We start from the raw sequence: 23,496 nt of genomic DNA, 5'->3' as shown, positions 1-23,496 counted from the left end.
TCAGCGCTTATCGTGCCCCGCGTGCGGGACAGGGTGCGGGAGCGGGTGCCGGTCGTCGTCCAGACGGGAGGGCGGCGTCGTACGGGCGCCCGCGTGCTGTGGGTGGGTGCCGAGACCGTCGTCACCTGCGGGATTCTCGTACTGCTCCTCGTCGTCCACCAGCTCTGGTGGACCAACCAGCAGGCCCGCGCCGAGGCCCGCGAGCAGGTGAGCGTCCTGGAGCGGGAGTGGGCGATCTCTCCCCCCGGGGGCGAGGAGAGTCCTTCGGCGGAGACCGTGGAGACCGTGGAGACGGAGGAGACTGAGCTGTCGGGGCAGGAGGGCCTCGTCAGTGGGAGTGAGGGCGGTGGGGGTGTCGCGTCCACTCGTCCTGCGCGGCCGTCCGGCAGTGACCTGCCCCGGCAGCCTGCCGCCTCCCGGGCCTTCGCCGTCCTCCGTATCCCCCGGCTCGGCCTCACCGCCCCCGTCGCCCGCGGCGTCTCCAAGCGTTCCGTCCTCGACAAGGGGTACGTCGGGCACTACCCCGGCACCGCCGGTCCCGGTCTGCCCGGGAACTTCGCTCTCGCCGGGCACCGGAACACCCACGGTGAGCCCTTCCGGTACATCAACCGGTTGCGGGCCGGCGACGAGATCAGTGTGCGGACCCGCGAGCGTACGTACACCTACCGCGTCGACCAGGTCCTGCCGCAGACCGCGCCCCGTGATGTCGGGGTGATCCGGCCCGTGCCCCGGTCCGTCGTCAAGCCGTCGTACGGGTACTCCACCGCCGGGGCCTATCTCACCCTCACCACCTGCACACCCGAGTTCAGCAGCGCCTACCGGCTCGTCGTCTGGGCGAAGCTAGTCTCGACCGCGTGAACCGGCTGATCAGACGCAGGCCCCAGCTGCTGTGGCTCCTCCTTCCGTACGTGCTGTTCGTCGTCGCTCTGCCGCTGGTGAACCGTGTTCCGCTGCTCGTCCTCTGGCTGTTCGGCGCCACTCTCCTCACCCCGTGCGCCGTCGCCCTCGCGAGGCGGGGGGACCGGCGGTGAGTGCCGCGGCCGTCGCCGTCTCCGTCTTCGGCGTCTTCATGGTCCTGACCGTCGTCCTCGGGCTTCTCGCCGTGCGCAGGGAGCAGGGCGGCGGGCTCGACGGGTGGTCGGTCGGCGGGCGTTCGCTCGGGCCCGTGTTCATCTGGGTGCTCATGGCCGGGGAGGGGTACACCAGCTTCAGTTATCTCGGCGCCGCCGGCTGGGGCTACAACTACGGCGCCCCCGTCCTGTACGTCGTCGCCTACATGTCCTGCGGCTACGCCGTCGGTTACGTCGTCGGGCCCATGCTCTGGGGGTACGCCCGCAAGCACGGGCTCGTCTCCCTCAGCGACATCGCCGCCCACCGTTACCGCCGCCCCTGGCTCGGCGCGGCCGTCGCCGTCCTCGCGACCGTCTTCCTCCTGCCGTACATCCAGCTCCAGATCACCGGCATGGGCGTGGTCGTGTCCACGATCTCGTACGGCACGATCGGCCTCGACCTCGCCTACTTCCTCGCCTTCGCCGTCACGACCGGGTTCGTCGTGGTCAGCGGGCTCCGCGGCAGTGCCTGGGTCTCCGTCCTCAAGGACGCGCTCGTGATTCTCACTCTCGGGTTTCTCTTCGTGTACGTGCCGCTGCACTACTTCGGGGGGTTCGGGGAGTTCTTCGGGCGGCTCGTCGACGAGAAGAGCGAGTGGCTGTCGCTGCCCGGGCACAACGGCGAGCAGAGCGGGTACGGCGTCGGCTGGTTCGCCTCCACCACCGTCCTCAACTCCCTCACCGTCGTCATCTTTCCGACCACCGTCGCCGGGTATCTGGGTGCCCGCGACGCCGACACCCTCCGCCGCAACGCCGTCTGGCTGCCCGCCTACAACGTCCTCCTCTTCGTCCCCATGCTCCTCGGCGTCGCCGCCCTCTTCGTCGTCCCCGGGCTCGTCGGCGCCGAGTCGAACCTCGCGCTCTTCAAGCTGGTCACCGACTCGCTGCCCGCCTGGGCCGTCGGCCTCGTCGGGGTCGCGGCCGCGCTCTCCTCGATCGTTCCCATGGCCGTGTTCATGCTGGTCATCGGCACGATGTGGGGGCGGAGCGTGCTCTCGCTCGCGCCCCGCCTGCGCCACCGGGAGAAGGGCGCGGCCCAGTTCGTGGTCGTCGTCGCCGGGACGATCGCCCTCGTCATGACGTACACCGCGCCGAACACCCTCGTCCGGCTCTCCCTCATCTCCTACGAAGGGATGGCGCAGCTCCTGCCCCTGGTGTTGCTGGGGCTCGTGTGGCGTCGGATGACCGTGAGGGGTGGGCTGTACGGGCTCGGCGTCGGCGTCGTGATCGTCTGCGCGCTCGTCTTCTCCGGGAACGATCCGCTGTGGGGCGTCAACGCCGGGCTGCTCGCCCTCGTCGTCAATCTCGCCGTGGCCGTCGCGGTCAGTCTGCTGGGGCGGCCGGAGACCGGCGACGACCGGGGCGACGAGGACGTCCTCGCCCTGGAGGAGTTCACCGACGCGGCCGTCGCGCCGGCCGCCGGCGGCCCAGTACGAGCGTGAGCGCGCCGCCGGTCAGGGCCAGTCCCGCCGAGACGAGGAGCGCCGTGTCCGGGCCGGCCGTCGTCAGCGCCAGCGTCAGGGCCACGCCCGCCGAGGAGCCGATGTAGCGGGCGGTGTTGTTGGCGCCCGAACCCATCGCCGCCCGCTCCGGCGGTACGGAGTCGACGGCGAGCCGGGGCAGCGCCGCGTTCAGGAGTCCGCTGCCCGCCCCCGCCACGAGCAGGCCGGGGAGGAGCCGGGGCCAGGGGCCGTCGAGCCCGCCGAGCAGGGCCAGGACTCCCGCCGCCGACAGGACGAAGCCCACGGTCAGTTGGTACGTGGCGGACAGCCGGCCCGCGAGTCGGCGCGCCTGGAGCGCCACCACGAACGCCGTGCCCGACCAGAGCACGAACAGCCAGGCCGCCCCCAGCGGCGACATCCCCGCCCCGCCCTGGAGCAGCGCCGGCACCACGCTGAACAGGCCGATCACCGCCAGGCCCGTGAACAGTGCCCCGAGCGTCGACGCCAGGAACGCGGGCCGGCGCAGGAGCGCCAGGTCGACCATGGGCGTACGGCTCCGGTGCTCGACCGCCACGAAGACCGCCGTCAGTGCGGCGGAGGCGAGCAGGAGGAGGACCACGGGCGCCCGCAGCCAGCCGTCCCGGCCGAGTGTGAGCGCGGTGAGCAGCGCCGCCAGGGCGAGGCCGAGTGCGACCGCGCCCGGGATGTCGGGGCGGGGCCGCTGTGCGGCGGCGGGCTCCGGAGCCGCTTTTCCGGTGGCGAGCGTTCTGGCGGCGGGCGTTCCGGCGGCGAGCGTTCCGCCGCCGAGTGTGCGGGCGCCGACCGCCGCGATCACCAGCGCTCCGAGGCCCAGCACCTCGTACGCCAGGCGCCAGTCCACCAGGCTCAGCGCGCCCGCGAGCAGCGGGCCGAGCGCGATGCCGCCGCTGACCGACGCTCCCCAGATCCCGGTTGCCCTGATCCGGTCCCGGCCCGAGGGGTACGTGTCGGCCAGCAGGCCCAGGCTGCCCGCGAGGACCGCCGCACTGGCCGCGCCCTGGGCGACCCGGGCCAGGGTGAAGGTGAGGGTGGAGCCCGCGAAGGCGCCGAGCCCGGTGGTGAGGCCGAGGGCGAGGGTGCCGAGGAGGAAGACCCGGCGCCGCCCGTGCGCGTCGGCGAGGCTGCCGGCCACCAGGAGGAGGACGGCGAGGCCGAGCGGGGTGCCGTTGAGCAGCCAGGCCCGGGCCGAGTCCGGGGTCCCGAACGCGGCGGCCGTGTCGGGGAGGGTGAGCATCGGAGCCGTGTAGTTCATCAGCGCGACGGCCGTGGCGGCGCCGGTGACGGCGAGCGTGGCGGAGGGGCGGGCGGCACGCGCGCGTGCGGGGGTTCGGCGGGTGGTGGCGAGCTGGGGCATGGCAGGGACCTCCACCCCGTCGGTGATTCCTTCATCAGTCGGTTCGGTGAATGAACTCAATCTAGCAGCTAGGTTCGTTCACCGAACCATGAATGGGTACGATGGAGTCATGGCTCTCGGCAAGGACTACGCCCACCAGCAGTGCTCCATCGCCCGCGCGCTGGAGGTCGTCGGCGAGCGCTGGACCCTCCTCGTCGTCCGCGACGCCTTCTACGGTGTCCGCCGCTACAGCGACTTCCTGGCCCACCTCGGCGCCCCCCGCGCCGTCCTCGCCGCCCGCCTCCAGGCCCTCGTCGAGGCCGGCGTCCTCGACCGGCGGCGCTACCAGGAGTCGCCCCCGCGCGACGAGTACGTCCTCACCGAGCGCGGCCTCGCCCTCTGGCCCGTCCTCCGCTCGCTCGGCGCCTGGGGCCTGGCCGAGACCCCCGGAGCCGTACCGGTGCGCCACTTCCACCACGCCGACTGCGGCACCGAGCTCGGCCCGTACGGGGAGTGCCCCGCCTGCCGCGTCCCCGTGCCGCCCGCCGACGTCGAGATGCGTCCCGGCGCCGGGCTCGACCCGGACCCGGATGACGCGGTCGGCCGCGCCCTCCTCCGGCCCCGCCGTCTCCTCGCCCCCGTCGTCCCCGGCACTGCACCTACTGCCTCTGCCGGCTCTGTCTCCGTGGTTTCCCCGGAGCGCGGGAACTCCTGATCGATCCCGAGCGTCCTCATCGTGAGAACCGCGACGGGCGGGCACGTGAGAGGGGGTGGTGGAGATGACGGTCAGGAACCTGCTGCTGCGCGTCCTCGCGCCGCTCTTCTTCCTCATCGCCCTCGCCGACCTGCTCCTCTCCGACGGCGCGAGCGTCTCCACCGCCGTCGCCCTCGCCGCGACCTCGGTCGTCTGCGCCCTGATCGGCGCGCGTACGGCCCCGGCCGTGCCGCCGACCCGGGTCCGTACCGCGATACGCGACCGGGAGCGGCGCACCGCCTTCCTTCCCCAGCGTGATCCCGACGCCGCGGGCCGCCGCAGACCCCGAGCTCCCGGCCGTCCCCTCCCGACGGCCGCGTAGGGAGCCCACGCCGGAGCCCACGCACACCGGAAGGTCCTCACGCGGATCCGTCATGCCGAGACCCGAATCTCTCCCGGCACGACGAGACCCCACGGAGGGCTCCCTTGTCCGTTTTCGCTTCCCTGGTCGAGCGGCTCGCCGACCTGCTCCAGCCGCTCTTCGCCACCACCGCCACGGCCGCCGCGATCGTCCTCTTCACCCTGGTCGTACGGCTCGCGATCCACCCGCTCTCCCGGGCCTCCGCCCGCGGTCAGAAGGCCCGCACCCGGATCGCCCCGCAGCTCGCCGAGCTCCGCAAGAAGCACGCCAAGAACCCCGAGCGCCTCAAGAAGGCGGTCCTGGAGCTGCACGCCAAGGAGAAGGTCTCGCCCTTCGCCGGCATCCTGCCCAGCCTTCTCCAGGCGCCCGCGTTCTTCCTGATGTACCACCTGTTCTCCGGCGACCGGATGGCCGGACACGCCCTCTTCGCCGCCCCGCTCGGCGACCACTGGGCCGACGCCCTCTCCCGCGGCGGCGTCTTCGGTCCGGCGGGACAGGTCTACCTCGCCCTCTTCGCGATCGTCGCCGCCGTCGCGACCTTCAGCTACCGCCGTACGAAGCGGCAGCTCGCCGCCCAGCCCCTCGACCTGGGGCAGCCCACGCCGGGCGCGGGCGCGATCGCCAAGGTGATGCCGCTGCTCTCCTTCGCGACCCTGATCACGGTCGCCGTCGTTCCCCTCGCCGCCGCCCTCTACGTCGTCACCAGCACCACGTGGAGCGCCGTCGAGCGGGCGTTCCTCTTCCGGGATCAGCCGGACCAGCCCGAGCAGTCGGACCAGCCGAAGCGGCCGGAGAAGCCGCGGGACGAGTCGCGGGAGAAGCGGCCGGGGAAGCCGCAGGGGAAGCCGCGGCGGAAGTCCTCCCGCGCCGTTGCTACTCGCGCGTAAGGGTCCAGGGTGTGAACGGGGTCTTGCAGAGTGACCTTTTCTCTTGGAGGATCGACCAATCCTCCGATGGCCGCACTCCATCGGCCGGGGCATCTCAGGGCCCTTCCCGGGCCCACCTCGACCACAGGGAGAAGACCATGAAGCTGCTGCGTGTAGGCCCGCCGGGAGCCGAGCGTCCTGCCCTGCTCGACCAGGGCGGGGTCCTTCGCGATCTGTCCGCGCTGGTCGACGACATCGACGGCGGTCTGCTCGCCGACGCCTCCGCGCTCGACCGGATCCGGGGCGCGGCCGGGGCCGGTGTGCTGCCCGCGCTCGACGCCACCGGGCTGCGCGTCGGCCCGCCGGTCGCCCGGATCGGCAAGGTCGTGTGCATCGGGCTGAACTACCACGGTCACGCCGCCGAGACGGGCCAGGCCACCCCGGCCGAGCCCGTCGTCTTCCTCAAGGCCGCCGACACGGTCGTCGGCCCGGACGACACCGTGCTCGTACCGCGCGGCTCGGTGAAGACCGACTGGGAGGTGGAGCTCGCGATCGTCATCGGCCGCACCGCCCGCTACCTGGAGACCGACGAGCAGGCGCTCGCGCACGTCGCCGGCTACGCGGTCGCCCACGACGTCTCCGAGCGCGAGTTCCAGATCGAGCGCGGCGGCACCTGGGACAAGGGCAAGAACTGCGAGACCTTCAACCCGCTCGGTCCGTGGCTCGTCACGGCCGACGAGGTGCCGGACCCGCAGGCGCTCTCCCTGCGGCTCTGGGTGAACGGCGAGCTCAAGCAGGACGGTCACACCTCCGACCAGATCTTCCCGGTCGCGGAGGTCGTCCGGTACGTCAGCCGCTTCATGACCCTGTACCCCGGCGACATCATCAACACCGGTACGCCGTCGGGCGTCGCCATGGGGCAGCCGGAGCCGAAGCCGTACCTGCGTCCGGGTGACGTCGTCGAGCTGGAGGTCGAGGGGCTCGGCCGGCAGCGGCAGGAGCTCAAGAGCGCCTGACCCCGGCCACCTCCGGTCACTGCGGCGGCCCCGGCCCCGCACGGCCGCCCCGGCCACCCTCGCTCGCGTGAAATCGGCGGCGCCCCGCGTGGGGCGTCGCCATTTTCATATGGTTTTTGCATATTGCCCCATATGAAACGAAACACTCATGACCGGCGGCCCGGTCGGCGCCGCCTCGCCGTCATCGCCGCGGCGACCGTCGGGGCCGCCGCCCTGGTCGGCGCGTCGGCCGTCAACGGCTTCGCCGATCCGCTGCCGGGCGGCCTCGGCCCCTGCAAGCCGGGCAACTGCCCCACGACGTACCCCGGCATCGGGAGCGGCACCGTCGAGTACCGCGACAACAACATCAACGTCTTCGTCGGCGGCGACTTCCTCGTCCGCGAGGCCGCGGCCGAAGCCGAGGGCAAGGTCGTCGTCCTGGGCGGCTTCGACATGAACAAGCGGGCGGGCGTCTCCAGCGTCTACAACGTCGGCGTCGCGGGCGTCGGCTCCCGCGTTCCGTCCGGCAACGGCACCGACTTCCTCACCGTGGGCAAGGACCTGACGGTGGCCGCCGGCCAGCGACTGCTCGCCGAGGAGAGCACGACCAACGGCCTCGTGCGGTACGGGGGTCTGCTGTCCGGGACGGTGAACCCCACCCCGGTCCACGACACCGCGGCCGCCGACCCGTACACCGCCCTCCGGGGCCGGCTCGCCGACGCGAGCCAGTGCTACGCCTACGTGGACGGGGCCTCCCGCACCCCCACCGGGACCGCCGTCAACAACGACAGCCAGACCCTCTTCACGGGTGACGGCACCTCGGCGCTCCAGGTCTTCAACGTCGCGTTCGACCTGGAGTCGGCGCGCGGCGGGCAGCAGAACATCGCCTTCGCGGACATCCCCGCCGGGGCGACCGTCCTGGTCAACGTCCTCGGTGCCGACCGCACCGTCGACACGTACATCGACGGGCTGCCGGACGGCCTGCGCGACCGCGTCCTGTGGAACTTCCCGGACGCGACGACGGTCAGGTTCGAGGGCACGGCCCAGTTCGCGGGCAGCGTGCTGATCGGCAACCAGGCCAGTACGGCGACGATCACCCTGCCGGGCATGAACGGCCGCTTCTTCACCACCGGAAACCTGACGCACGCCTCGGAGGCCAGGGGCGGCGGTGGCCAGGAGATCCACGCCTACCCGTTCAACGGCGACCTGCCGTCCTGCGCGGATCCGACCCCGACGCCGACCCCGACCGATCCCACTCCGACCCCGACCGACCCGACACCGACGCCGACGGACCCGACCCCCACGCCGACGGACCCGACCCCGACCGCTGCGACGCCGACCCCGATCGACCCCACGCCCACGCCGACGGACCCGACGCCGACCGACCCCACGCCCGCGCCGACGGACCCGACGCCGACCCCGACGCCGACCCCCACCGACCCCACGACCGGCGGTCACACGGGCAGCGGCGACACCGGCGGCAACCACGGCCCGCAGGGCGAACTGTCCGAGACCGGCGCCGGTACGGGGAAGACCGTCATGGGCGTCACCGCGGCCGCCCTCGTCCTCGGCGGCGGGATCCTCGTGACCGTCAGCCGTCGCCGGCGTCGTACGAGCTGAGCAGCAGCCCCAGCGCCTCGACGACCAGCGCGTGGTCCTCGGCCTGCGGCAGCCCCGAGACCGTGACCGAGCCGATCACCCCCGCGCCCTCGACCGCGACCGGGAACGAACCGCCGTGGGCGGCGTACCGGTCGGGGTCGAGGCGCGAGGAGGCCTCGAAGGTCGTCCCCTTGGCACGGAACCGGGCGCCGACCAGGAAGGAGCTCTCGCCGTACCGCTCGACGACCCGTCGCTTGCGGTCGATCCAGGCGTCGTTGTCCGCGCTGGACCCCGGCAGCGCGCAGTGGAACAGCTGCTGGGCCCCGCGCCGGATGTCGATCGCCACGGGGGCCCGCCGCTCCCGGGCCAGACCGACCAGGAGGGTGCCGAGCGTCCAGGCGTCCTCGTACGTGAACCGGGGGAGGAGCAGTCCGGCTTCCTGGGCCTCCAGCACGCCGACCTCCGTGCCGGCTTCCGTGCCGGCTTCCGCCCCGACCTCCGCGCCGGCCTTCTCGGTGCTCACAGGGCCACCGTGATTCCCTCGCGGGCCGACCGCTTCGCCGCCTCCAGGACGTCGAGCGCGGCGGCGGCCTCGTACGCGGTGACCGGGTTCTCGCCCGTGCCGCGCAGGGCGGCGGCGACGGCCGCGTAGTACGCCGGGTAGTCGCCGGGCAGCGACGCGACCGGGGTGCCGCCGCCGGTCAGCGGGGACTCCCCGGCGCCGAGACGGCCCCACAGCTCCTCCGGCTCCGCGCCCCAGGCCGTGCCGGGCACGGGCCGCAGGCCCTCGCGCAGGGCGGCCTCCTGCGGGTCGAGCCCGTACTTCACGAAGCCCGCGCGCTGCCCGAGCACCCGGAAGCGGGGGCCGAGCTGGGCGGTGGTGGCGCTCACGTACAGATGGGAGCGGACCCCGTTGGCGTGGGTGACCGCGAGGAAGGTGTCGTCGTCGGCGGCCGCGCCCGGGCGGCGCACGTCCGACTCCGCGTACACCGAGACCGCCGGGCCGAAGAGGACGAGGGCCTGGTCGACGACGTGGCTGCCCAGGTCGTACAGGAGCCCGCCGATCTCCTCGGGCGCGCCGGACTCCCGCCAGCCGCCCTTGGGCTGCGGGCGCCACCGTTCGAAGCGGGACTCGAAGCGCTGGACCTCGCCGAGCGCGTCCTCGTCGAGGAGGTGGCGGAGGGTCAGGAAGTCGTTGTCCCAGCGGCGGTTCTGGAAGACCGAGAGCAGCAGGCCCCGTTCCTCGGCGAGGGCGGCGAGGCCGCGCGCCTCGGCGGCGGTCCCGGCGAGCGGCTTGTCGACGACGACCGGGATGCCGGCCTCCAGGGCGGCGGTGGCGACCGGGACGTGCGTCTTGTTGGGGGAGGCGACGACGACGAGGTCGAGCTCGTCCGCCCCCCGCTCCCACAGCTCCTCGGGCGCGGCCGCGACCCGTACGCCGGGGTAGGCGGCGCGGGCCTCGGCGGCCCGCTCCGGATTGCCGGTGGTGACGGCGGTGAGGACGAGGTCCTCGGAGGCGGCGATCAGCGGGGCGTGGAAGACGGAGCCCGCGAGGCCGTAGCCGACGAGTCCGACGCGGAGCGGGGTACGGGGGTCGGTGCCAGTCATGCTCCTCACTTAAGCAACGCTGTTGCCAAAGTGCAAGCGACAGCCACAATGGGGGCGTGAAGAGGGAGCAGATGTATGCGAGGGGCCTTGGCGGCGTGAACGTGCCGGCGCTGCGCAGCCACAACGCGGCGCTCGTGCTCGATCTGCTGCGGACGGCGGGGGAGACCGGGATCAGCCGTCTTGAGCTGGCCGAACGGACCGGGCTCACCCCGCAGGCCGTCAGCAAGATCACCGCCAGGCTGCGGTCGGAGGGCCTCGCGGCGGAGGCCGGCCACCGCGCCTCGACGGGCGGCAAGCCCCGCACGGTCCTGCGCCTGGTGCCCTCCGCCGGGTACGCGGTCGGCGTCCACCTCGACCGCGACGAGCTGACGACCCTCCTGACGGACCTCGCGGGCACGGTCGTGGCACTCCGCCGCCGCCCCCTCGGCCTGGGGGAGGGCGCGGGACCGGTCCTGGACGCCGTGACGGGAGAGGTACGGGCACTGCTCGCGGCCGGGCCGGCGGGGATAGCGAACCCCGGCGCGGCGGGGGAGCCCAGCGTGGTGGGAGAGCACCCCGTCACTGGGGAGCCCGGCACGGCGGGTGAGTACTCCGACGTCCCCGACGTCCCCGACGTCCCCGACGTCCCCGACGCCCCCGACGTCCCCGATGCCCCCGACGTCCCCGACGTCCCCGATGCCCCCGACGTCGTACCCGGCTCCGTCCTCGGGGTCGGTGTCGCCATGCCCGGGCCGCTGGATCATCGCGCGGGGATGCCCGGTCGGGTGACCGGCTTCCCCTCCTGGGACGGGTATCCGGTACGGGACGAGCTGGCGCGGCGCCTCGGGCTGCCCGTCGTCCTCGACAAGGACACGAACGCCGCCGCCCTCGGTCTCGCCCTGCGGCCGGCCGCCCCCGGCTCCTTCGCCTACGTCCACCTCGGTACGGGACTCGGCGCCGGCCTCGTCCTCGGGGGCGCGCCGCTGCGCGGGGACAGGACCGGGGCGGGCGAGCTCGGGCACCAGACCGTCCAGCTCGACGGGCCCCCGTGCGCCTGCGGTGGGCGCGGTTGTCTGGAGGTCCTCTGTCTGGCGGCGGTCGCGCGCGGCGAGCTCGTCGAGGCCGCGCGGATCCTCGGTGCGGGCGCCGCCAACCTCGTACGGCTCCTCGACATCGACCAGGTCCTGTTGGGCGGTCGGGTGGTGCTCGATGCGCCGGAGGTCTTCGCCGACGGGGTCCGGGAGGTCCTTGCCGGGCTCCGGCTCCCGACGCCGGTCGAGGTGGCCGCGGCCCCGCGGGCGGTGGCGGTGGGGGCTGCGTGGCTCGTTCTCGCCCCGATCTTCGGACAATAGGCTGATCGGGCGGATTGCTCGGGCCGTCCGGGGACACGGGCGGTGTCGCTGCCCGGCCCGCCCGCCCGGGCGTGGCAGCGTCGCGGCCGACCCGTACGCCCGCGAGCAGCAAAGGCAGCCACCCATGGCATTCGCCCCCCTGCGACAGCGCAGCGCCCTCGCCGTGACAGCGGCGGCGACCGTCACGTGGGCGGCGGCCGCCACCCGCACCGCGGCCGCCACCCGCATGGCGACCGCCACCCGGACCGCGACCGTCACCCGGACCGCGGCCGCCACCCGCATGGCGACCGTCACCCGCACCGCGACCATCACCCGGGCAGCCGCCGCGACAGCGACGGCCGTCTCGGCGGTCACCGCGACGGCGGCCCTCGCGTTCGCGGCCCCCGCCCCACAGGCCCCCGCGCCACCGGCGCCCGCGGTCCCCGCGTCCGCCCTCGCGGTCCCCGCGCCGGACCCGCCCGTCCCCTCCTGCGGAACGGCCTCCGACGCCGGGTTCCCGATCGGCACCCGGATCCACGGCGGCCCCGACGAGTACCCCGCCGGCGGGGCCGTCCAGGGCTGGAAGCTCGACCTCACCAACACCACCGACGCCTCCTGCACCGGCATCCACCCGGTGCTCGTCCTCGCCGACCGGGGCCGCTCCCTCCGCCCCGGCCAGATCCGCCTGGAGTTCTACGACGAGGGGTCGGACCGCTGGCGGCCCGTGGTCTTCGAGGCGACGGAGGAGGCGGAGAGCGTGGGCGTCTTCGCCGACTTCGGCGGCTTCGCGGTCCCCGCGGGCCGGACCGTCACCGTCCCCGTACGGCTGGCGTTCCGCGAGGACACCGCCCCCGACGAGGTCGTCGTCAACGCGGCGGTCGTGCAGCGCCGGGGCGCCGACGGCGACTGGATCGGTGCGTCCGGCGACTACCGACTGACCGTCGGCCCCGCCGAACCTGACGGATTCGCCACGCCCGAGGTGCCCGGCCAAGCCGCCGACCCGACGACCCCCACCCCCAGGGAGCCGAAGGGTCCGACGGGTCCGAAGGTCCCGAAGGAACCGAAGGACCCGCGGGCCCCGAGGGGTTCGGGGAGCGGCACGGACACCGACCCGCCCGGCCATGAACTCGCCCATACGGGACGGGAGTCGGACCGGGAGTCGGACCGGGACGTCCTGCTCCTCGCTCCGGTCGCCGCCGCGTTGGTTCTGCTCGGCGCGCTCCTCGTCCGTACCGCCCGCCGTCGGCACCGGTGAGTCACATTGCGTACACCTTCTCGTTCATCACCGTCTGCGACGATCCCCCGATGAACTACGAGACCGCCCCAGCAGACCCCGGCGCCCCCGTCCGTTCCGGCATCCCCGAGCACGGCAGGGTCCCCAAGTACTACGCCGTGAAGGCGAAACTCGCGCTGCTCGTCGACGAGTTGGGCGAGGGTGGGCTGCTGCCCACCGAGCGCGACCTCGCCGTCCGGTACGAGGTGTCCCGCGAGACCGTCCGTCAGGCCCTGCGCGAACTCCTCCTGGAGGGACGGCTGCGCCGCCAGGGCCGGGGCACGGTCGTCGCGGGCCCCAAGCTCGAACAGCCCCTCTCGCTCGCCAGCTACACGGAGGGCGTGCGCCGCCAGGGCCGCCGCCCGGGCCGTAGCCTGATCTCCCTCGACCGCTTCCCCTGCCCCGAGGCGCTCGCACCCGAGATCGGCGCCGTACGCGGCGAGCCCGTCTGGCACATGGAGCGGGTGCTGCTCGCCGACGACGAGCGGGTCGGCCTGGAGAGCACGTACGTCCCCGAGGCCCGGGCCCCGCGTCTCGACGTCGAGTTCGACCCGGACTCCTCCTTCTACGCCTACCTCCACGACCACCTCGGCGTGACCTTCGGAGACGCCGACGAGCGGATCGAGACCGTGCTCGCGACCCCGCGCGAGGCCCTGCTCATCGGCACTCCGCCGGCCCTGCCGATGCTGCTGCTCCACCGCATCTCCCGGGACACCTCGGGGCGGCCCCTGGAGCGGGTCCGCACCCTCTACCGGGGGGACCGCTTCAGCTTCACCGCACACCTGGGCCGCCAGGACTGACTCCGGTCCACCCTCAGTCACCCACCTGGCGAATTACGGAAACGTAACGGGTCTGGTCCAAGCTTGTCGGTCCGTTCACCGTCTCGTTGCCCCCCGGATCCGTCCACGCAACCCACCCCCGCGACCGTTTCGGCCATGAAGGTGATCGTCGTAGGAGCCGGCGTGGTGGGAACCATGCACGCCTGGCACGCAGTGGAACGCGGCCATGAGGTCGTACACATCGAGCGCGAGGCCGAGGCACGAGGAGCCTCCCTCCGTAACTTCGGCCAGATCTGGGTGAGCGGACGTGCCGGCGGGGAGGAGCTCGACACCGCCCTGCGCGCCCGCGAACTGTGGGAGGGCATCGGGGCCCGCGTCCCCGGGCTCGGCTTCCGGGCCATCGGCTCCCTCACCCCGGTCCGCAACGACCTGGAACTGGCCGTCGCCGAGGCCGCCATCGCCCGGCCCGACGCCGCCGCCCGCGGCTACAAGCTGCTGACGGCCGACGAGGCCCGCGCGATCAACCCCGCCCTGCGCGGCACGTTCGAGGCCGCGCTCTGGTGCGAGCGGGACGCCGCCGTCGAGCCGCGCCTCGCCCAGCTCGCCCTCCGCGAGGCCCTGCTCGCCACCGGGAAGTACACCTTCCTGCCGAACCGCGAGGTCCGGGACGTCGTGGCCGCCAACGGGAACGGGACCAGCTCCGTCCGCGACGACCGGGGCGAGACGCACTCCGGCGACGCCGTCGTCCTGTGCACCGGCGCCTGGCTCTCCGGCCTCGTCCGCGAGATCGCCGGCGAGATACCCGTCCGCCGGGTCCGGCTCCAGATGATGCAGACCGAGCCCCTCGGCGAGCCGCTCACCACCTCCGTCGCCGACGCGGACTCCTTCCGCTACTACCCGGCGTACGCCTCCGAGGCGCTCGACGCCCTCAACTCCGGACAGCCGCAGGACCCGACCGCCGCCGCCCATAAGATGCAGCTCCTGATGGTGCAGCGCCTCGACGGCGGACTGACCATCGGCGACACCCACGAGTACGAGCACCCGTTCGCCTTCGACACCCTCGAAGACCCCTACGAGCACCTCACCCGCGTCGTCGAGTCCTTCCTCGGCCGCCCGCTGCCGAAGATCAAGCGCCGCTGGGCCGGGGTGTACGCACAGTGCGTCGACACCAGCAGGGTCGTGCACCGCCAGCGGGTCGGCGACGGCGTGTACCTGGTGACCGGGCCGGGCGGGCGCGGCATGACCTGCTCGCCCGCCATCGCCGAGAAGACCGCGAACGAACTGGGCTGGTGAACACCGTGACCGACACGAAGACCGACACACAGGTCGACACGCAGATCAACACCAAGAAGCACGACCTCGTCGTCCTCGACATGGCCGGGACGACCGTCGCCGACGGCGGCCTCGTCGAGCAGGCGTTCTCCGCCGCCGCCGAGCGGCTCGGCGAGGACCCCGCCACGATGATCGACTACGTCCGCGCCACCATGGGCGAGTCCAAGATCTCGGTCTTCCGCCACCTCTTCGGCGGCGACGAGGACCGCGCCCAGCAGGCCAACGTCGCCTTCGAGGAGGCGTACGGAGAGCTGGTCGCCGGCGGCCTGATCGCGCCGATACCCGGCGCCGCCGAGGCCGTCGCCACGCTGAAGGAGCAGGGCAGGACCGTCGTCCTCACCACCGGCTTCGCCCGGGTCACCCAGGACGCCATCCTCGACGCCCTCGGCTGGCGCGACCTCGTCGAGCTGACCCTCTGCCCGGCCGACGCCGGCGGCCGGGGACGCCCCTACCCGGACATGGTCCTCGCGGCCCTCCTCCGTACGGGCGCGGTCGAGGACGTCCGGCGGATCGCGGTCGCGGGCGACACCTCGTACGACATGCTCAGCGGCTCCCGCGCGGGCGCCGGGATCGTGGCAGGCGTCCTCACGGGCGCCCACGGCGAGCCCGCGCTCAAGGAGCACGGCGCCACCCACGTCCTCTCCTCGATAGCCGACCTCCCCTCCCTCCTCCTGGAGTCCGAGGCATGAACAGCGGCATCCGCTTCGACGGGGTCTCCGTCGCGTACGGCGGCACCACCGTCCTCGACTCCCTCGACCTGACCGTCGAGCCCGGCGAGGTCATGGCGCTCCTCGGGCCCTCCGGCTCCGGCAAGACGACCGCGCTGCGGGCCGTCGCCGGGTTCGTCCGGCCGGCCTCCGGGCGGGTGTTCATCGGCGGCCGGGACGTCACCGCCCTCCCGCCGTACAAGCGGGGCATCGGCATGGTCGTCCAGCAGTACGCCCTCTTCCCGCACCTGCGGGTCGACGCCAACGTCGCCTTCGGCCTCAAGGCCCAGAAGGCGGCCAAGGCGGAGATCCCCGGCCGGGTCGCCGAGGCCCTGGAGATGACGGGCATGGCCGCGTACGCGCGCCGCTACCCGCGCGAACTCTCCGGCGGACAGCAGCAGCGCGTCGCCATCGCCCGGGCCCTCGCGATCCGGCCGTCGGTCCTCCTCCTCGACGAGCCGCTCTCCGCCCTCGACGCGCAGCTCCGCTCCGGCATGCTGGCCGAACTGGCCAGACTGCACCGCGAGTTGCCGGACGTGTCGATCCTGTACGTCACCCACGACCAGGTCGAGGCGCTCACCCTCGCCGACCGGATCGCGGTCATGGACAAGGCCAGGCTCCAGGACTGCGGCACCCCGCAGGACCTGTACCGCCGCCCCCGTACGGAGTTCACGGCGTCGTTCGTCGGGAACGCGAACCTGCTGCCGGTGACGGTCGGCGCCGACGGGGTGGCCTTCGAGGGGACGGAGCTGAAGGTGCCGGTCTCCGAAGCGGCGCCCGGCTCCTCGGCCACCCTCTGCGTACGCCCGCACCTGGTCGGACTCGGCGACGGCCCGAACGCGCTCCGGGGCCGCGTCGTCGAGGTCCAGTGGCGCGGCTCCACCCACCGGCTGTACGTCGAGATCGGCGGCCACCGCGTGAAGGCGGACGTCCGCGAGCTCCGGGAGACCCCGCCGCTCGGCACCGAGGTCACCCTCCACTTCGCCCCGGAGGACGCGGTACTGCTCGGCGCGGGGGTGACCGATGGCTAGCGCCTCGCCCGCCTCGCAGACCTCGCCCGCCCCGCCGACCGGGCCTGCCACGCCCGCCCCGCCCGCCGCGCCCGTCCTGGGCGCGGGGGAGGGGCGGAGCCCCCGTACCCTCCCCGCGTGGGTCTGGGCGCTGCCGCCCGTCGCCGTCCTCGCGCTGGTCTTCCTCTACCCCCTCGCGCTGGTCGTCCAGGAGTCCCTGGCGCCCGGCGCCTACGCCGACGTCCTCGCCTCCGAGTCCTTCCGCGAGGCCCTCGTCACCACCGTGTGGCTCGCCGTCGCCTCCACGGTCGGCTGTCTCGTCCTCGGCTTCGCGCTCGCGCTCGTCATCGCGTTCGTGCCCTTCCCCGGCGGGAAGGCGGTGGCGAAATTCATCGACGTCTTCCTCTCCTTCCCGTCCTTCCTGATCACGCTCGCCCTGCTGTTCCTCTACGGCACGGTCGGCATGGCCAACGGGCTCTGGACGGACGTCACCGGCGAAGCGGACGGCCCCTTCCAGTTCCTGACCACCCCCTGGGGCGTCCTCCTCGCCGAGATCACGTACTTCACGCCCTTCGTGATGCGCCCGCTGCTCGCCGCGTTCTCGCAGATGGAGACCGCCCAGCTGGAGGTCGCCTCCTCCCTCGGCGCCCGGCCCCTGCGGATCATCCGGCAGGTGATCCTCCCCGAGGCGCTGCCCGCGCTCGCCGCCGGCGGCAGCCTCGTCCTCGTCATGTGCCTCAACGAGTTCGGGATCGTCCTCTTCACCGGGGCCAAGGGCGTCACGACCCTCCCGATGCTCGTATACAGCAAGGCGATCCTCGAATCCGACTACGCCGCCGCCTGCGTCGTCGCCGTCGTCAACGTCGCGCTCTCCGTAGGCCTCTACATCGTCTACCGGGGGGTGAGCCGCCGTGCTGGTGCATAGCCGTACGGGCAAGTGGACGGCGTGGGCGCTGTTCGTGCTCCTCTTCGTCCCGCTCTTCGCCCTGCCCCTCCTCGTCATCGTCATCGCCTCGTTCTCCACGCACTGGTCCGGGGCCTTCCCCTCCGGCCCCACCGCCGCCCACTACACGGCGGCCGTGCGCGGAGAATCCCTCCAGGCGCTCACCACCAGCCTGGTCACCGCCGTCACCGCGAGCCTGATCGCCCTGACCGTCGGCACCTGGGCCGCGCTCGCGTCCGCCGCGATGGGCAAGCGGGGCCGCCGCGTGCTCGACGCCCTGTTCATGCTGCCGGTCGCCGTGCCGTCCGTGGTCGTCGGGCTCGCCGTCCTCGTCGCCTTCTCGCAGCCGCCGGTGCTCCTCAACGGCACGCGCTGGATCGTGATCCTGGCGCACACCGTGCTGGTCACCGCCTTCGCCCACCAGTCGGTCTCGGCCGCCATCCGCCGCCTCGACCCGATGTACGAGCAGGCGGCGGCCAGTCTCGGGGCCCGCCCCTCGTACGTCCTGCTCCGGGTGAAGCTGCCGCTCCTGCTGCCGTCCCTGAACGCGGCCGCCGGGCTCTGCTTCGCCCTGTCCATGGGTGAGCTGAGCGCCACGATGATGCTCTACCCGCCGGACTGGCTGCCGCTTCCGGTGCTCATCTTCACGGCCACCGACCGGGGTTCGCTCTTCACCGGTTCGGCGCTCGCCGTGGTCCTCATGACCGCGACCCTGCTGGCCCTCCTCGCCGTCTCCCGTATCCGTACGAGAGCTTCCTTCCGCTAGTCCGCAGCCTGCTAGGAGAAAACGACGTTATGCGCACGTACGCCAAGCCGATCGCCGCCGTCACCGGCGCTCTCGCCCTCGCCGCCACCCTCACCGCCTGCGGCGGCTCCTCCGCAGCCTCCGACGAGAAGATCGTCACCGTATACAGCGCCGACGGCCTCAAGGGCGAGGCGGGCGACGGCTGGTACGACAAGGTCTTCAAGGACTTCGAGAAGCAGACCGGCATCAAGGTCGAGTACGTCGAGGGCGGCTCCGGCGAGATGGTGCAGCGCGCCCTCCGCGAGAAGAGCAACACCCAGGCCGACGTCATCGTGACCCTGCCGCCCTTCATCCAGCAGGCCGACTCCAAGGGGCTGCTCCAGGCGTACGAGCCCAAGGGCGCCGACCAGGTCAGCGGGGCCGACAAGGCCGGCGACGGCAAGTGGACCTCGGTCGTCAACAACTACTTCGGCTTCATCTACAACAAGAAGGAGCTGTCGGCCGCCCCCAAGACCTGGGAAGAGCTGCTCGACGCGAAGTACAAGAACAAGCTCCAGTACTCGACCCCCGGCGTCGCGGGCGACGGCACCGCCGTCCTCATCAAGGCCATGAACGACTTCGGCGGCCAGGAGCCGGCGCTGGAGTACCTGAAGAAGCTCCAGACCAACAACGTCGGCCCGTCCAAGTCCACCTCCAAGCTCGCCCCGAAGGTGGACAAGGGCGAGCTGCTCGTCGCCAACGGCGACGTCCAGATGAACTTCGCCCAGGGCAAGTCCATGCCGAACCTCGGCATCTGGTTCCCGGCCAAGGGCGCGGGCAAGCCGACCACCTTCGCCCTGCCGTACGCCGCCGGCCTGGTCGACAAGGCCCCGCACAGCGAGAACGGCAAGAAGCTCCTCGACTTCATGCTGAGCGAGGGCGCCCAGCGCGAGGTCAGCGCGATCGGCGGCGGCTTCCCGGCCCGCAAGGACGTCAAGCCCACCGACGCCAACGCCATAGAGCTCGCCAAGCTCCTGGAGGGCGTCGAGATCTTCGAGCCGAACTGGTCCGACATCGACAAGAACCTCAAGACGTACATCGACGGATGGAAGTCCGCGACCGGCAGCTGACGGGCAGCTGACCGGTAGCCGACCGACAGCCGGCCGGTAGCCGACCAGTAGCTGATCGGTACAAAGAGTTCACCGCACGACTCTGGAAAGCCTCCGTAGATCGCGGAAAGATAACGGGTACGAACCAACGCCCCTGAGGGATCAGGGGCGTTGGCATGCCCGTCCCCCCACCCCGTTCCACGGAGGACTCCCACATGCCGATCACCGGCATCTCCCGCCGCACCGTGCTCGCCGCCGCCGGTGCCACCGCGGCCGCCGCCGCCACCGGAATCGCCCCCGCCGCCCACGCGGCCACCACCGCCGCCCCCACGCTCCCCAACGGCACCAGCCTGGACAAGGTGCTCTTCGTCGGCATGGACGGCCTGCGGTACGACAGGATCGACGCCGCCCAGGCCCCGAACCTCAAGTCCCTGATGGCGAACGGCACGTTCGGCAGCTCCCTGCTCTACGCCAACCCGATGGCCGCCACGTCCTCCGGCCCCGGCTGGTCCACCATCTCCACCGGCGTCTGGCCCGACAAGCACGGCGTGAAGGACAACACCTTCACCGGCAAGAACTACGCCCAGTACCCCGGATTCCTGGCCCGGTTGCACCAGGTCCGCCCCGAGCTCTCGCTCTTCGCCGCCGTCGACTGGCCCGAGCTGGACACCCACGGCACCGTCACCCCCGGCGCCGACGCCAAGCTCGTATACAACAACAACTACGTCGTCAACGACCTGGCGATCACCGACGCCACCGAGTCGATCCTCCGCGACCAGAACCCCGACGTCCTCTTCGTCTACTTCGGCGAGACCGACGAGATCGGCCACAGCTACGGCGCCGCGTCCAGCAAGTACCTCGACGCCATCGACGTCCAGGACGCCTACCTCGGCCGTCTCCTCACCGCGATCAAGGCCCGCCCGGCGTACGCCACCGAGCGCTGGACGATCATCGTCGCCACCGACCACGGCCACACCGACGGCGGCGGCCACGGCGGCTCCTCCATCGAGGAGCGCCGCACCTTCGTCCTCGCCCAGGGCCCCGGCATCGCCGCCGGCGCCCGCCCGATCGACACCCGGCTCGTCGACGTCGCCGCCACCGTCTTCCAGCAGCTCGGCATCGTCCCCGACGCCTCCTGGGGCCTCGACGGCAAGCCGATCCAGCAGCGCTCCACCGACCCCTTCGACAGCCTGTACTCCTCGCTCACCGGCAGCGTCGACGAGACCGGCATCCCCGTCGGCGTCCTCGGCTTCACGCACACCGCGCCCAGCGGCTGGTCCGTCATCAACAACGCCATGGGCACCGGCGGCATGACCGAGTGGCGCGGCTGGTCCTTCGCCACCGACGAGTTCTGGTCCCGCACCCAGCGCGACCAGTCCCGCGAGCTGAACGTCCGCGCCCGGGGCGTCTTCGCCGTCGCCGACTCCGACGAGTGGGCCGACAAGACCTTCTCGGGTACGTACGACTCGACCCTGGTGACCCCCGCGTACAGCGTCTCCGGCGCGACCAAGGTCACCCTGGACCTCACCACGTTCTACCGCCAGGAGGGCAGCCAGTCCGCCCAGGTCCTGGTCTCCTTCAACGGCGGTACGCCGACCCTCGTCAAGAGCTACACCTCCGACGTCATCTCCCAGCTCCAGTCGCTCGCGGTGAACGTCCCCGCCGGGGCGTCCAGCGTGAGCTTCCGCTTCCGCTACACGGGCTCCAACAACTGGTACTGGACGATCGACGGGGTCAAGGTCACGGCTTCCTGAACCGACGGGGTCGAGATCACGGCTTCCTGATTAGGCTGGGGGCGTCGCCACAGCGCTGTCGCGGCGCCCCCAGCACACCGCACGTCTGTACGGCAGGAGTCCCGCACCCATGGCAGAGCGCAAGCCGATCGAATCCTGGCTGACCGACATGGACGGCGTCCTCATCCACGAGGGCGTTCCGATCCCCGGCGCCGACGCGTTCATCAAGAAGCTGCGGGAGACCGGGAAGCCCTTCCTGGTCCTCACGAACAACTCGATCTACACGGCCCGCGACCTGCACGCCCGCCTCGCCCGGATGGGCCTCGAAGTCCCCGTCGAGAACATCTGGACCTCGGCCCTCGCCACCGCCAAGTTCCTCGACGACCAGCGTCCCGGCGGCACCGCGTACGTCATCGGCGAGGCCGGTCTCACCACCGCCCTGCACGACATCGGCTACGTCCTCACCGACCACGACCCCGACTACGTGGTCCTCGGCGAGACCCGGACGTACTCGTTCGAGGCGATGACCAAGGCCGTACGGCTCATCAACGCCGGCGCCCGCTTCATCTGCACCAACCCCGACGAGACCGGCCCCTCCCTGGAGGGCCCGCTCCCGGCCACCGGCTCCGTCGCCGCGCTCATCACGAAGGCCACCGGCAAGGAGCCGTACTTCGCGGGCAAGCCGAACCCGCTCATGATGCGCACCGGCCTCAACGCGATCGGCGCCCACTCCGAGTCCAGCGCGATGATCGGCGACCGGATGGACACCGACATCCTGGCCGGCCTGGAGGCGGGCATGCAGACCTTCCTGGTGCTGACCGGGCTGACGACACAGGCGGAGATCGACCGCTTCCCGTTCCGCCCGTCCAAGATCGTGCAGTCGATCGCGGACATCGTCGACCGCGTCTGAGGCCTTCCCGGCTCCCCCTGCGGATGCGAGAAGCGCCGATCCGGGTGACCCTGCCAGTACCAGGAGGTCACGATGCGTTCAGGTCCCATTGCTCTCCGTGCCGCAGGGGCGGCCTTGGTGCTCGTACTGGCACCCACGGCCGGTAGCGCGTACGCCCACGACGGGGTGAAGGTCACCGTCACCCCGTCCACCGCCTCGCCCGGCGCCGACGTCGACGTCCGCGTCCAGGGCTGCAAGGGCACGACCGGTGCCGCGAAATCCCAGTCGTTCGTCGCCGACGCGGAGCTCACCGGCCGCGACGGCGGGGGGTCCCCGCTGTTCGGCGACACCACGATCAAGTCCGGACTCGAGGACGGCACGTACAAGGTCAGCGTGACCTGTGACGGCCACGACCACCCGGATGTCGGCACCGTGCAGGTCCGGCACCAGCAGCCGACCCACAAGCCCACCCACAAGCCGACTCACAATCCGACCCACAAGCCCACCCATCAGCCGACCCACAAGCCCACCCATCAGCCGACCCACAAGCCCACCCATCAGCCGACCCACCATCCGAGCCCGGTCGCCCCGGTCCGCGCCGGTGGCGGCGGCACCGCCGCGTTCGCCGCGCCGGCCGCCCCCGGAGTCGCCCAGACCACCAGCGAGAGCGGCCTCGGCACCCCGTACACCCTGCTCGGCCTCGGCATGGCCGCGGTCGCCGCCGTCGCGGTCGCCTTCCGCAGCTCCCGCCGCCGCGCCGCCGGCACCGGTACGGGCACGGGCACGGGCACGGACTGAGCGTGGCGTCCGGAACCCGCCCGGCGGGCACCGGGCGGTTCGTCACCGGCGTGGCCTGGGCGCTGCTGCTCCTCGGACTCTGGCTCTGGGGCCGCGAGGCCACCGAGGGTCCCGGGGGCAGCTCCGCGCCGACCCACGGCGACATCGCCGCCGTCGGCCGCCCGCTCGGCGTGGCGCTGCCCCCGGCCCACGCACCGCTCGCACCCGCCGAACCCCGACGGGTGGAGATCCCCTCGCTCGGCATCGCCGCGCCCGTCGTGGCGCGGGGCCTGGACGCCACCGGCGCGATCGACCCGCCGCCCTTCGAGATGCCGCACACGGTCGGCTGGTTCGGCTCCGGCGCCCAGCCGGGCGCGGCCGGCGCGGCCCTCTTCGTCGGACACGTCGACACCGCCACCCGCCCGGCCGTCTTCTACGGCCTGAGCGCGGCCCGCCCCGGCGCCAAGGTCCGGGTCACCCGGACGGACGGCACGGTCGCCGAGTTCACCGTCGACGACGTCCAGGTCTTCCCGCGCGAGCACTTCGACGCGACCAAGGTCTACGGCCAGCGCGAGCCCCGCCGCGCCGAACTCCGCCTGATCACCTGCGGCGGCACGTTCGACCGCACGGCCGGCACGTACTCGGCGAACGTGGTGGTCTCGGCGTATCTGACGGGCACGGGGACGGCGGCGGCGGGCACCTGATCCCAGGACCGCCGGGTACGTGGGCCCGGCCCTCGCGCGGGCAACCGGGCCCGGCGGGTGGGACCCGGCCCTCGTACGGGCAACCGGGCCCGGCCGGTGG

The 23,496-nt window shown here is 72.7% G+C and carries 24 protein-coding genes; 21 read left to right on the top strand and 3 right to left on the bottom strand.

The annotated features are described in order from the left end of the window. The first annotated feature begins 21 nt into the window (after positions 1-21). From OG361_RS14850 to OG361_RS14840, 3 genes are read left to right on the top strand one after another with little or no spacing between them, the layout of a single operon-like run. The gene (locus OG361_RS14850) at positions 22-858 is read left to right on the top strand and encodes a class E sortase (RefSeq protein WP_405853753.1); all 837 of its coding nucleotides are present in this window, start codon (positions 22-24) and stop codon (positions 856-858) included. Then, entirely contained in the window at positions 855-1,031 is a 177-nt protein-coding gene (locus OG361_RS14845) for a hypothetical protein (RefSeq protein ID WP_405853751.1), read from the top strand. Before OG361_RS14850 ends, OG361_RS14845 begins: the two co-directional genes overlap by 4 nt. 38 nt (positions 1,032-1,069) lie before the next feature. Then, positions 1,070-2,551 (top strand): sodium:solute symporter, encoded by a 1,482-nt coding sequence (locus OG361_RS14840; protein WP_405862261.1) that lies wholly within the window; start codon positions 1,070-1,072, stop codon positions 2,549-2,551. Here OG361_RS14840 and OG361_RS14835 read toward each other — a convergent pair. Beyond that, positions 2,502-3,944 carry an MFS transporter gene (locus OG361_RS14835; RefSeq protein ID WP_405853750.1) on the bottom strand — a complete coding sequence of 481 codons (1,443 nt, stop codon included), beginning with the start codon at positions 3,942-3,944 and terminating at the stop codon, positions 2,502-2,504. The two genes, OG361_RS14840 and OG361_RS14835, sit on opposite strands and share 50 nt — an antisense overlap. A 109-nt stretch (positions 3,945-4,053) precedes the next feature. Between OG361_RS14835 and OG361_RS14830 the strand changes: the two genes are divergently transcribed. The 5 genes from OG361_RS14830 (at position 4,054) to OG361_RS14810 (ending at position 8,519) form a co-directional block, all read left to right on the top strand. Next, positions 4,054-4,638 carry a winged helix-turn-helix transcriptional regulator gene (locus OG361_RS14830; RefSeq protein ID WP_405853749.1) on the top strand — a complete coding sequence of 195 codons (585 nt, stop codon included), beginning with the start codon at positions 4,054-4,056 and terminating at the stop codon, positions 4,636-4,638. A 64-nt stretch (positions 4,639-4,702) separates the two neighbouring features. Beyond that, the gene (locus OG361_RS14825) at positions 4,703-4,999 is read left to right on the top strand and encodes a DUF6412 domain-containing protein (protein WP_384564250.1); all 297 of its coding nucleotides are present in this window, start codon (positions 4,703-4,705) and stop codon (positions 4,997-4,999) included. Positions 5,000-5,103: 104 nt separating this feature from the next. Further along, positions 5,104-5,925, top strand: coding sequence for a YidC/Oxa1 family membrane protein insertase (locus OG361_RS14820; RefSeq protein ID WP_405853748.1), 822 nt, complete (start codon positions 5,104-5,106; stop codon positions 5,923-5,925). 137 nt (positions 5,926-6,062) lie between these two features. Continuing rightward, positions 6,063-6,920, top strand: coding sequence for a fumarylacetoacetate hydrolase family protein (locus OG361_RS14815; protein WP_405853747.1), 858 nt, complete (start codon positions 6,063-6,065; stop codon positions 6,918-6,920). Between the two features lie 132 nt (positions 6,921-7,052). Then, positions 7,053-8,519 (top strand): choice-of-anchor A family protein, encoded by a 1,467-nt coding sequence (locus OG361_RS14810; RefSeq protein WP_405853746.1) that lies wholly within the window; start codon positions 7,053-7,055, stop codon positions 8,517-8,519. On the opposite strand, the gene OG361_RS14805 is transcribed toward OG361_RS14810, so the two are convergent. Both OG361_RS14805 and OG361_RS14800 read right to left on the bottom strand, forming a co-directional pair. Beyond that, positions 8,491-8,952: a heme-degrading domain-containing protein gene (locus OG361_RS14805; RefSeq protein ID WP_405862259.1), complete on the bottom strand. Its 462-nt coding sequence runs from the start codon at positions 8,950-8,952 to the stop codon at positions 8,491-8,493. The two genes, OG361_RS14810 and OG361_RS14805, sit on opposite strands and share 29 nt — an antisense overlap. Positions 8,953-9,017: 65 nt before the next feature. After that, the gene (locus OG361_RS14800; RefSeq protein WP_405853745.1) at positions 9,018-10,106 is read right to left on the bottom strand and encodes a Gfo/Idh/MocA family oxidoreductase; all 1,089 of its coding nucleotides are present in this window, start codon (positions 10,104-10,106) and stop codon (positions 9,018-9,020) included. Positions 10,107-10,177: 71 nt separating this feature from the next. Between OG361_RS14800 and OG361_RS14795 the strand changes: the two genes are divergently transcribed. The 13 genes from OG361_RS14795 (at position 10,178) to OG361_RS14735 (ending at position 23,396) form a co-directional block, all read left to right on the top strand. Continuing rightward, entirely contained in the window at positions 10,178-11,437 is a 1,260-nt protein-coding gene (locus OG361_RS14795) for an ROK family protein (protein WP_405862257.1), read from the top strand. A 124-nt stretch (positions 11,438-11,561) separates the two neighbouring features. Continuing rightward, a complete protein-coding gene (locus tag OG361_RS14790) occupies positions 11,562-12,671 on the top strand; it encodes a hypothetical protein (protein ID WP_405853744.1) in 1,110 nt (369 codons plus the stop codon). A gap of 50 nt (positions 12,672-12,721) precedes the next feature. Then, on the top strand, positions 12,722-13,489 hold the full coding sequence (locus tag OG361_RS14785; protein ID WP_405853743.1) for a GntR family transcriptional regulator: 768 nt from the start codon (positions 12,722-12,724) through the stop codon (positions 13,487-13,489). Positions 13,490-13,624: 135 nt separating this feature from the next. Further along, entirely contained in the window at positions 13,625-14,761 is a 1,137-nt protein-coding gene (locus OG361_RS14780; protein ID WP_405853742.1) for a TIGR03364 family FAD-dependent oxidoreductase, read from the top strand. A gap of 5 nt (positions 14,762-14,766) precedes the next feature. Beyond that, a complete protein-coding gene (locus tag OG361_RS14775) occupies positions 14,767-15,489 on the top strand; it encodes a phosphonatase-like hydrolase (protein WP_405853741.1) in 723 nt (240 codons plus the stop codon). Continuing rightward, positions 15,486-16,538 carry an ABC transporter ATP-binding protein gene (locus OG361_RS14770; RefSeq protein WP_405853740.1) on the top strand — a complete coding sequence of 351 codons (1,053 nt, stop codon included), beginning with the start codon at positions 15,486-15,488 and terminating at the stop codon, positions 16,536-16,538. Before OG361_RS14775 ends, OG361_RS14770 begins: the two co-directional genes overlap by 4 nt. Next, positions 16,531-17,442 (top strand): 2-aminoethylphosphonate ABC transporter permease subunit, encoded by a 912-nt coding sequence (locus OG361_RS14765; RefSeq protein WP_405853739.1) that lies wholly within the window; start codon positions 16,531-16,533, stop codon positions 17,440-17,442. The genes OG361_RS14770 and OG361_RS14765 overlap by 8 nt, the downstream gene beginning before the upstream one ends. Then, the gene (locus OG361_RS14760) at positions 17,429-18,226 is read left to right on the top strand and encodes an ABC transporter permease (protein ID WP_405853738.1); all 798 of its coding nucleotides are present in this window, start codon (positions 17,429-17,431) and stop codon (positions 18,224-18,226) included. The genes OG361_RS14765 and OG361_RS14760 overlap by 14 nt, the downstream gene beginning before the upstream one ends. 29 nt (positions 18,227-18,255) lie before the next feature. Continuing rightward, on the top strand, positions 18,256-19,314 hold the full coding sequence (locus OG361_RS14755) for a 2-aminoethylphosphonate ABC transporter substrate-binding protein (RefSeq protein WP_405853737.1): 1,059 nt from the start codon (positions 18,256-18,258) through the stop codon (positions 19,312-19,314). Positions 19,315-19,508: 194 nt separating this feature from the next. Further along, entirely contained in the window at positions 19,509-21,047 is a 1,539-nt protein-coding gene (locus OG361_RS14750) for an alkaline phosphatase family protein (protein WP_405853736.1), read from the top strand. 109 nt (positions 21,048-21,156) lie between these two features. Beyond that, positions 21,157-21,936: an HAD-IIA family hydrolase gene (locus tag OG361_RS14745; protein ID WP_123452652.1), complete on the top strand. Its 780-nt coding sequence runs from the start codon at positions 21,157-21,159 to the stop codon at positions 21,934-21,936. Between the two features lie 117 nt (positions 21,937-22,053). Continuing rightward, on the top strand, positions 22,054-22,713 hold the full coding sequence (locus tag OG361_RS14740; protein ID WP_405862255.1) for a PT domain-containing protein: 660 nt from the start codon (positions 22,054-22,056) through the stop codon (positions 22,711-22,713). Continuing rightward, positions 22,710-23,396: a class F sortase gene (locus tag OG361_RS14735; RefSeq protein ID WP_405862253.1), complete on the top strand. Its 687-nt coding sequence runs from the start codon at positions 22,710-22,712 to the stop codon at positions 23,394-23,396. The genes OG361_RS14740 and OG361_RS14735 overlap by 4 nt, the downstream gene beginning before the upstream one ends. Positions 23,397-23,496: the final 100 nt, after the last annotated feature.

Source organism: Streptomyces sp. NBC_00090 (assembly GCF_045160815.1).
In the GTDB taxonomy this organism is placed as follows: Bacteria; Actinomycetota; Actinomycetes; order Streptomycetales; family Streptomycetaceae; genus Streptomyces.
The sequence above is the reverse complement of the archived record's forward strand: the minus strand, read 5'-3'. Positions and strand labels throughout refer to the sequence as shown.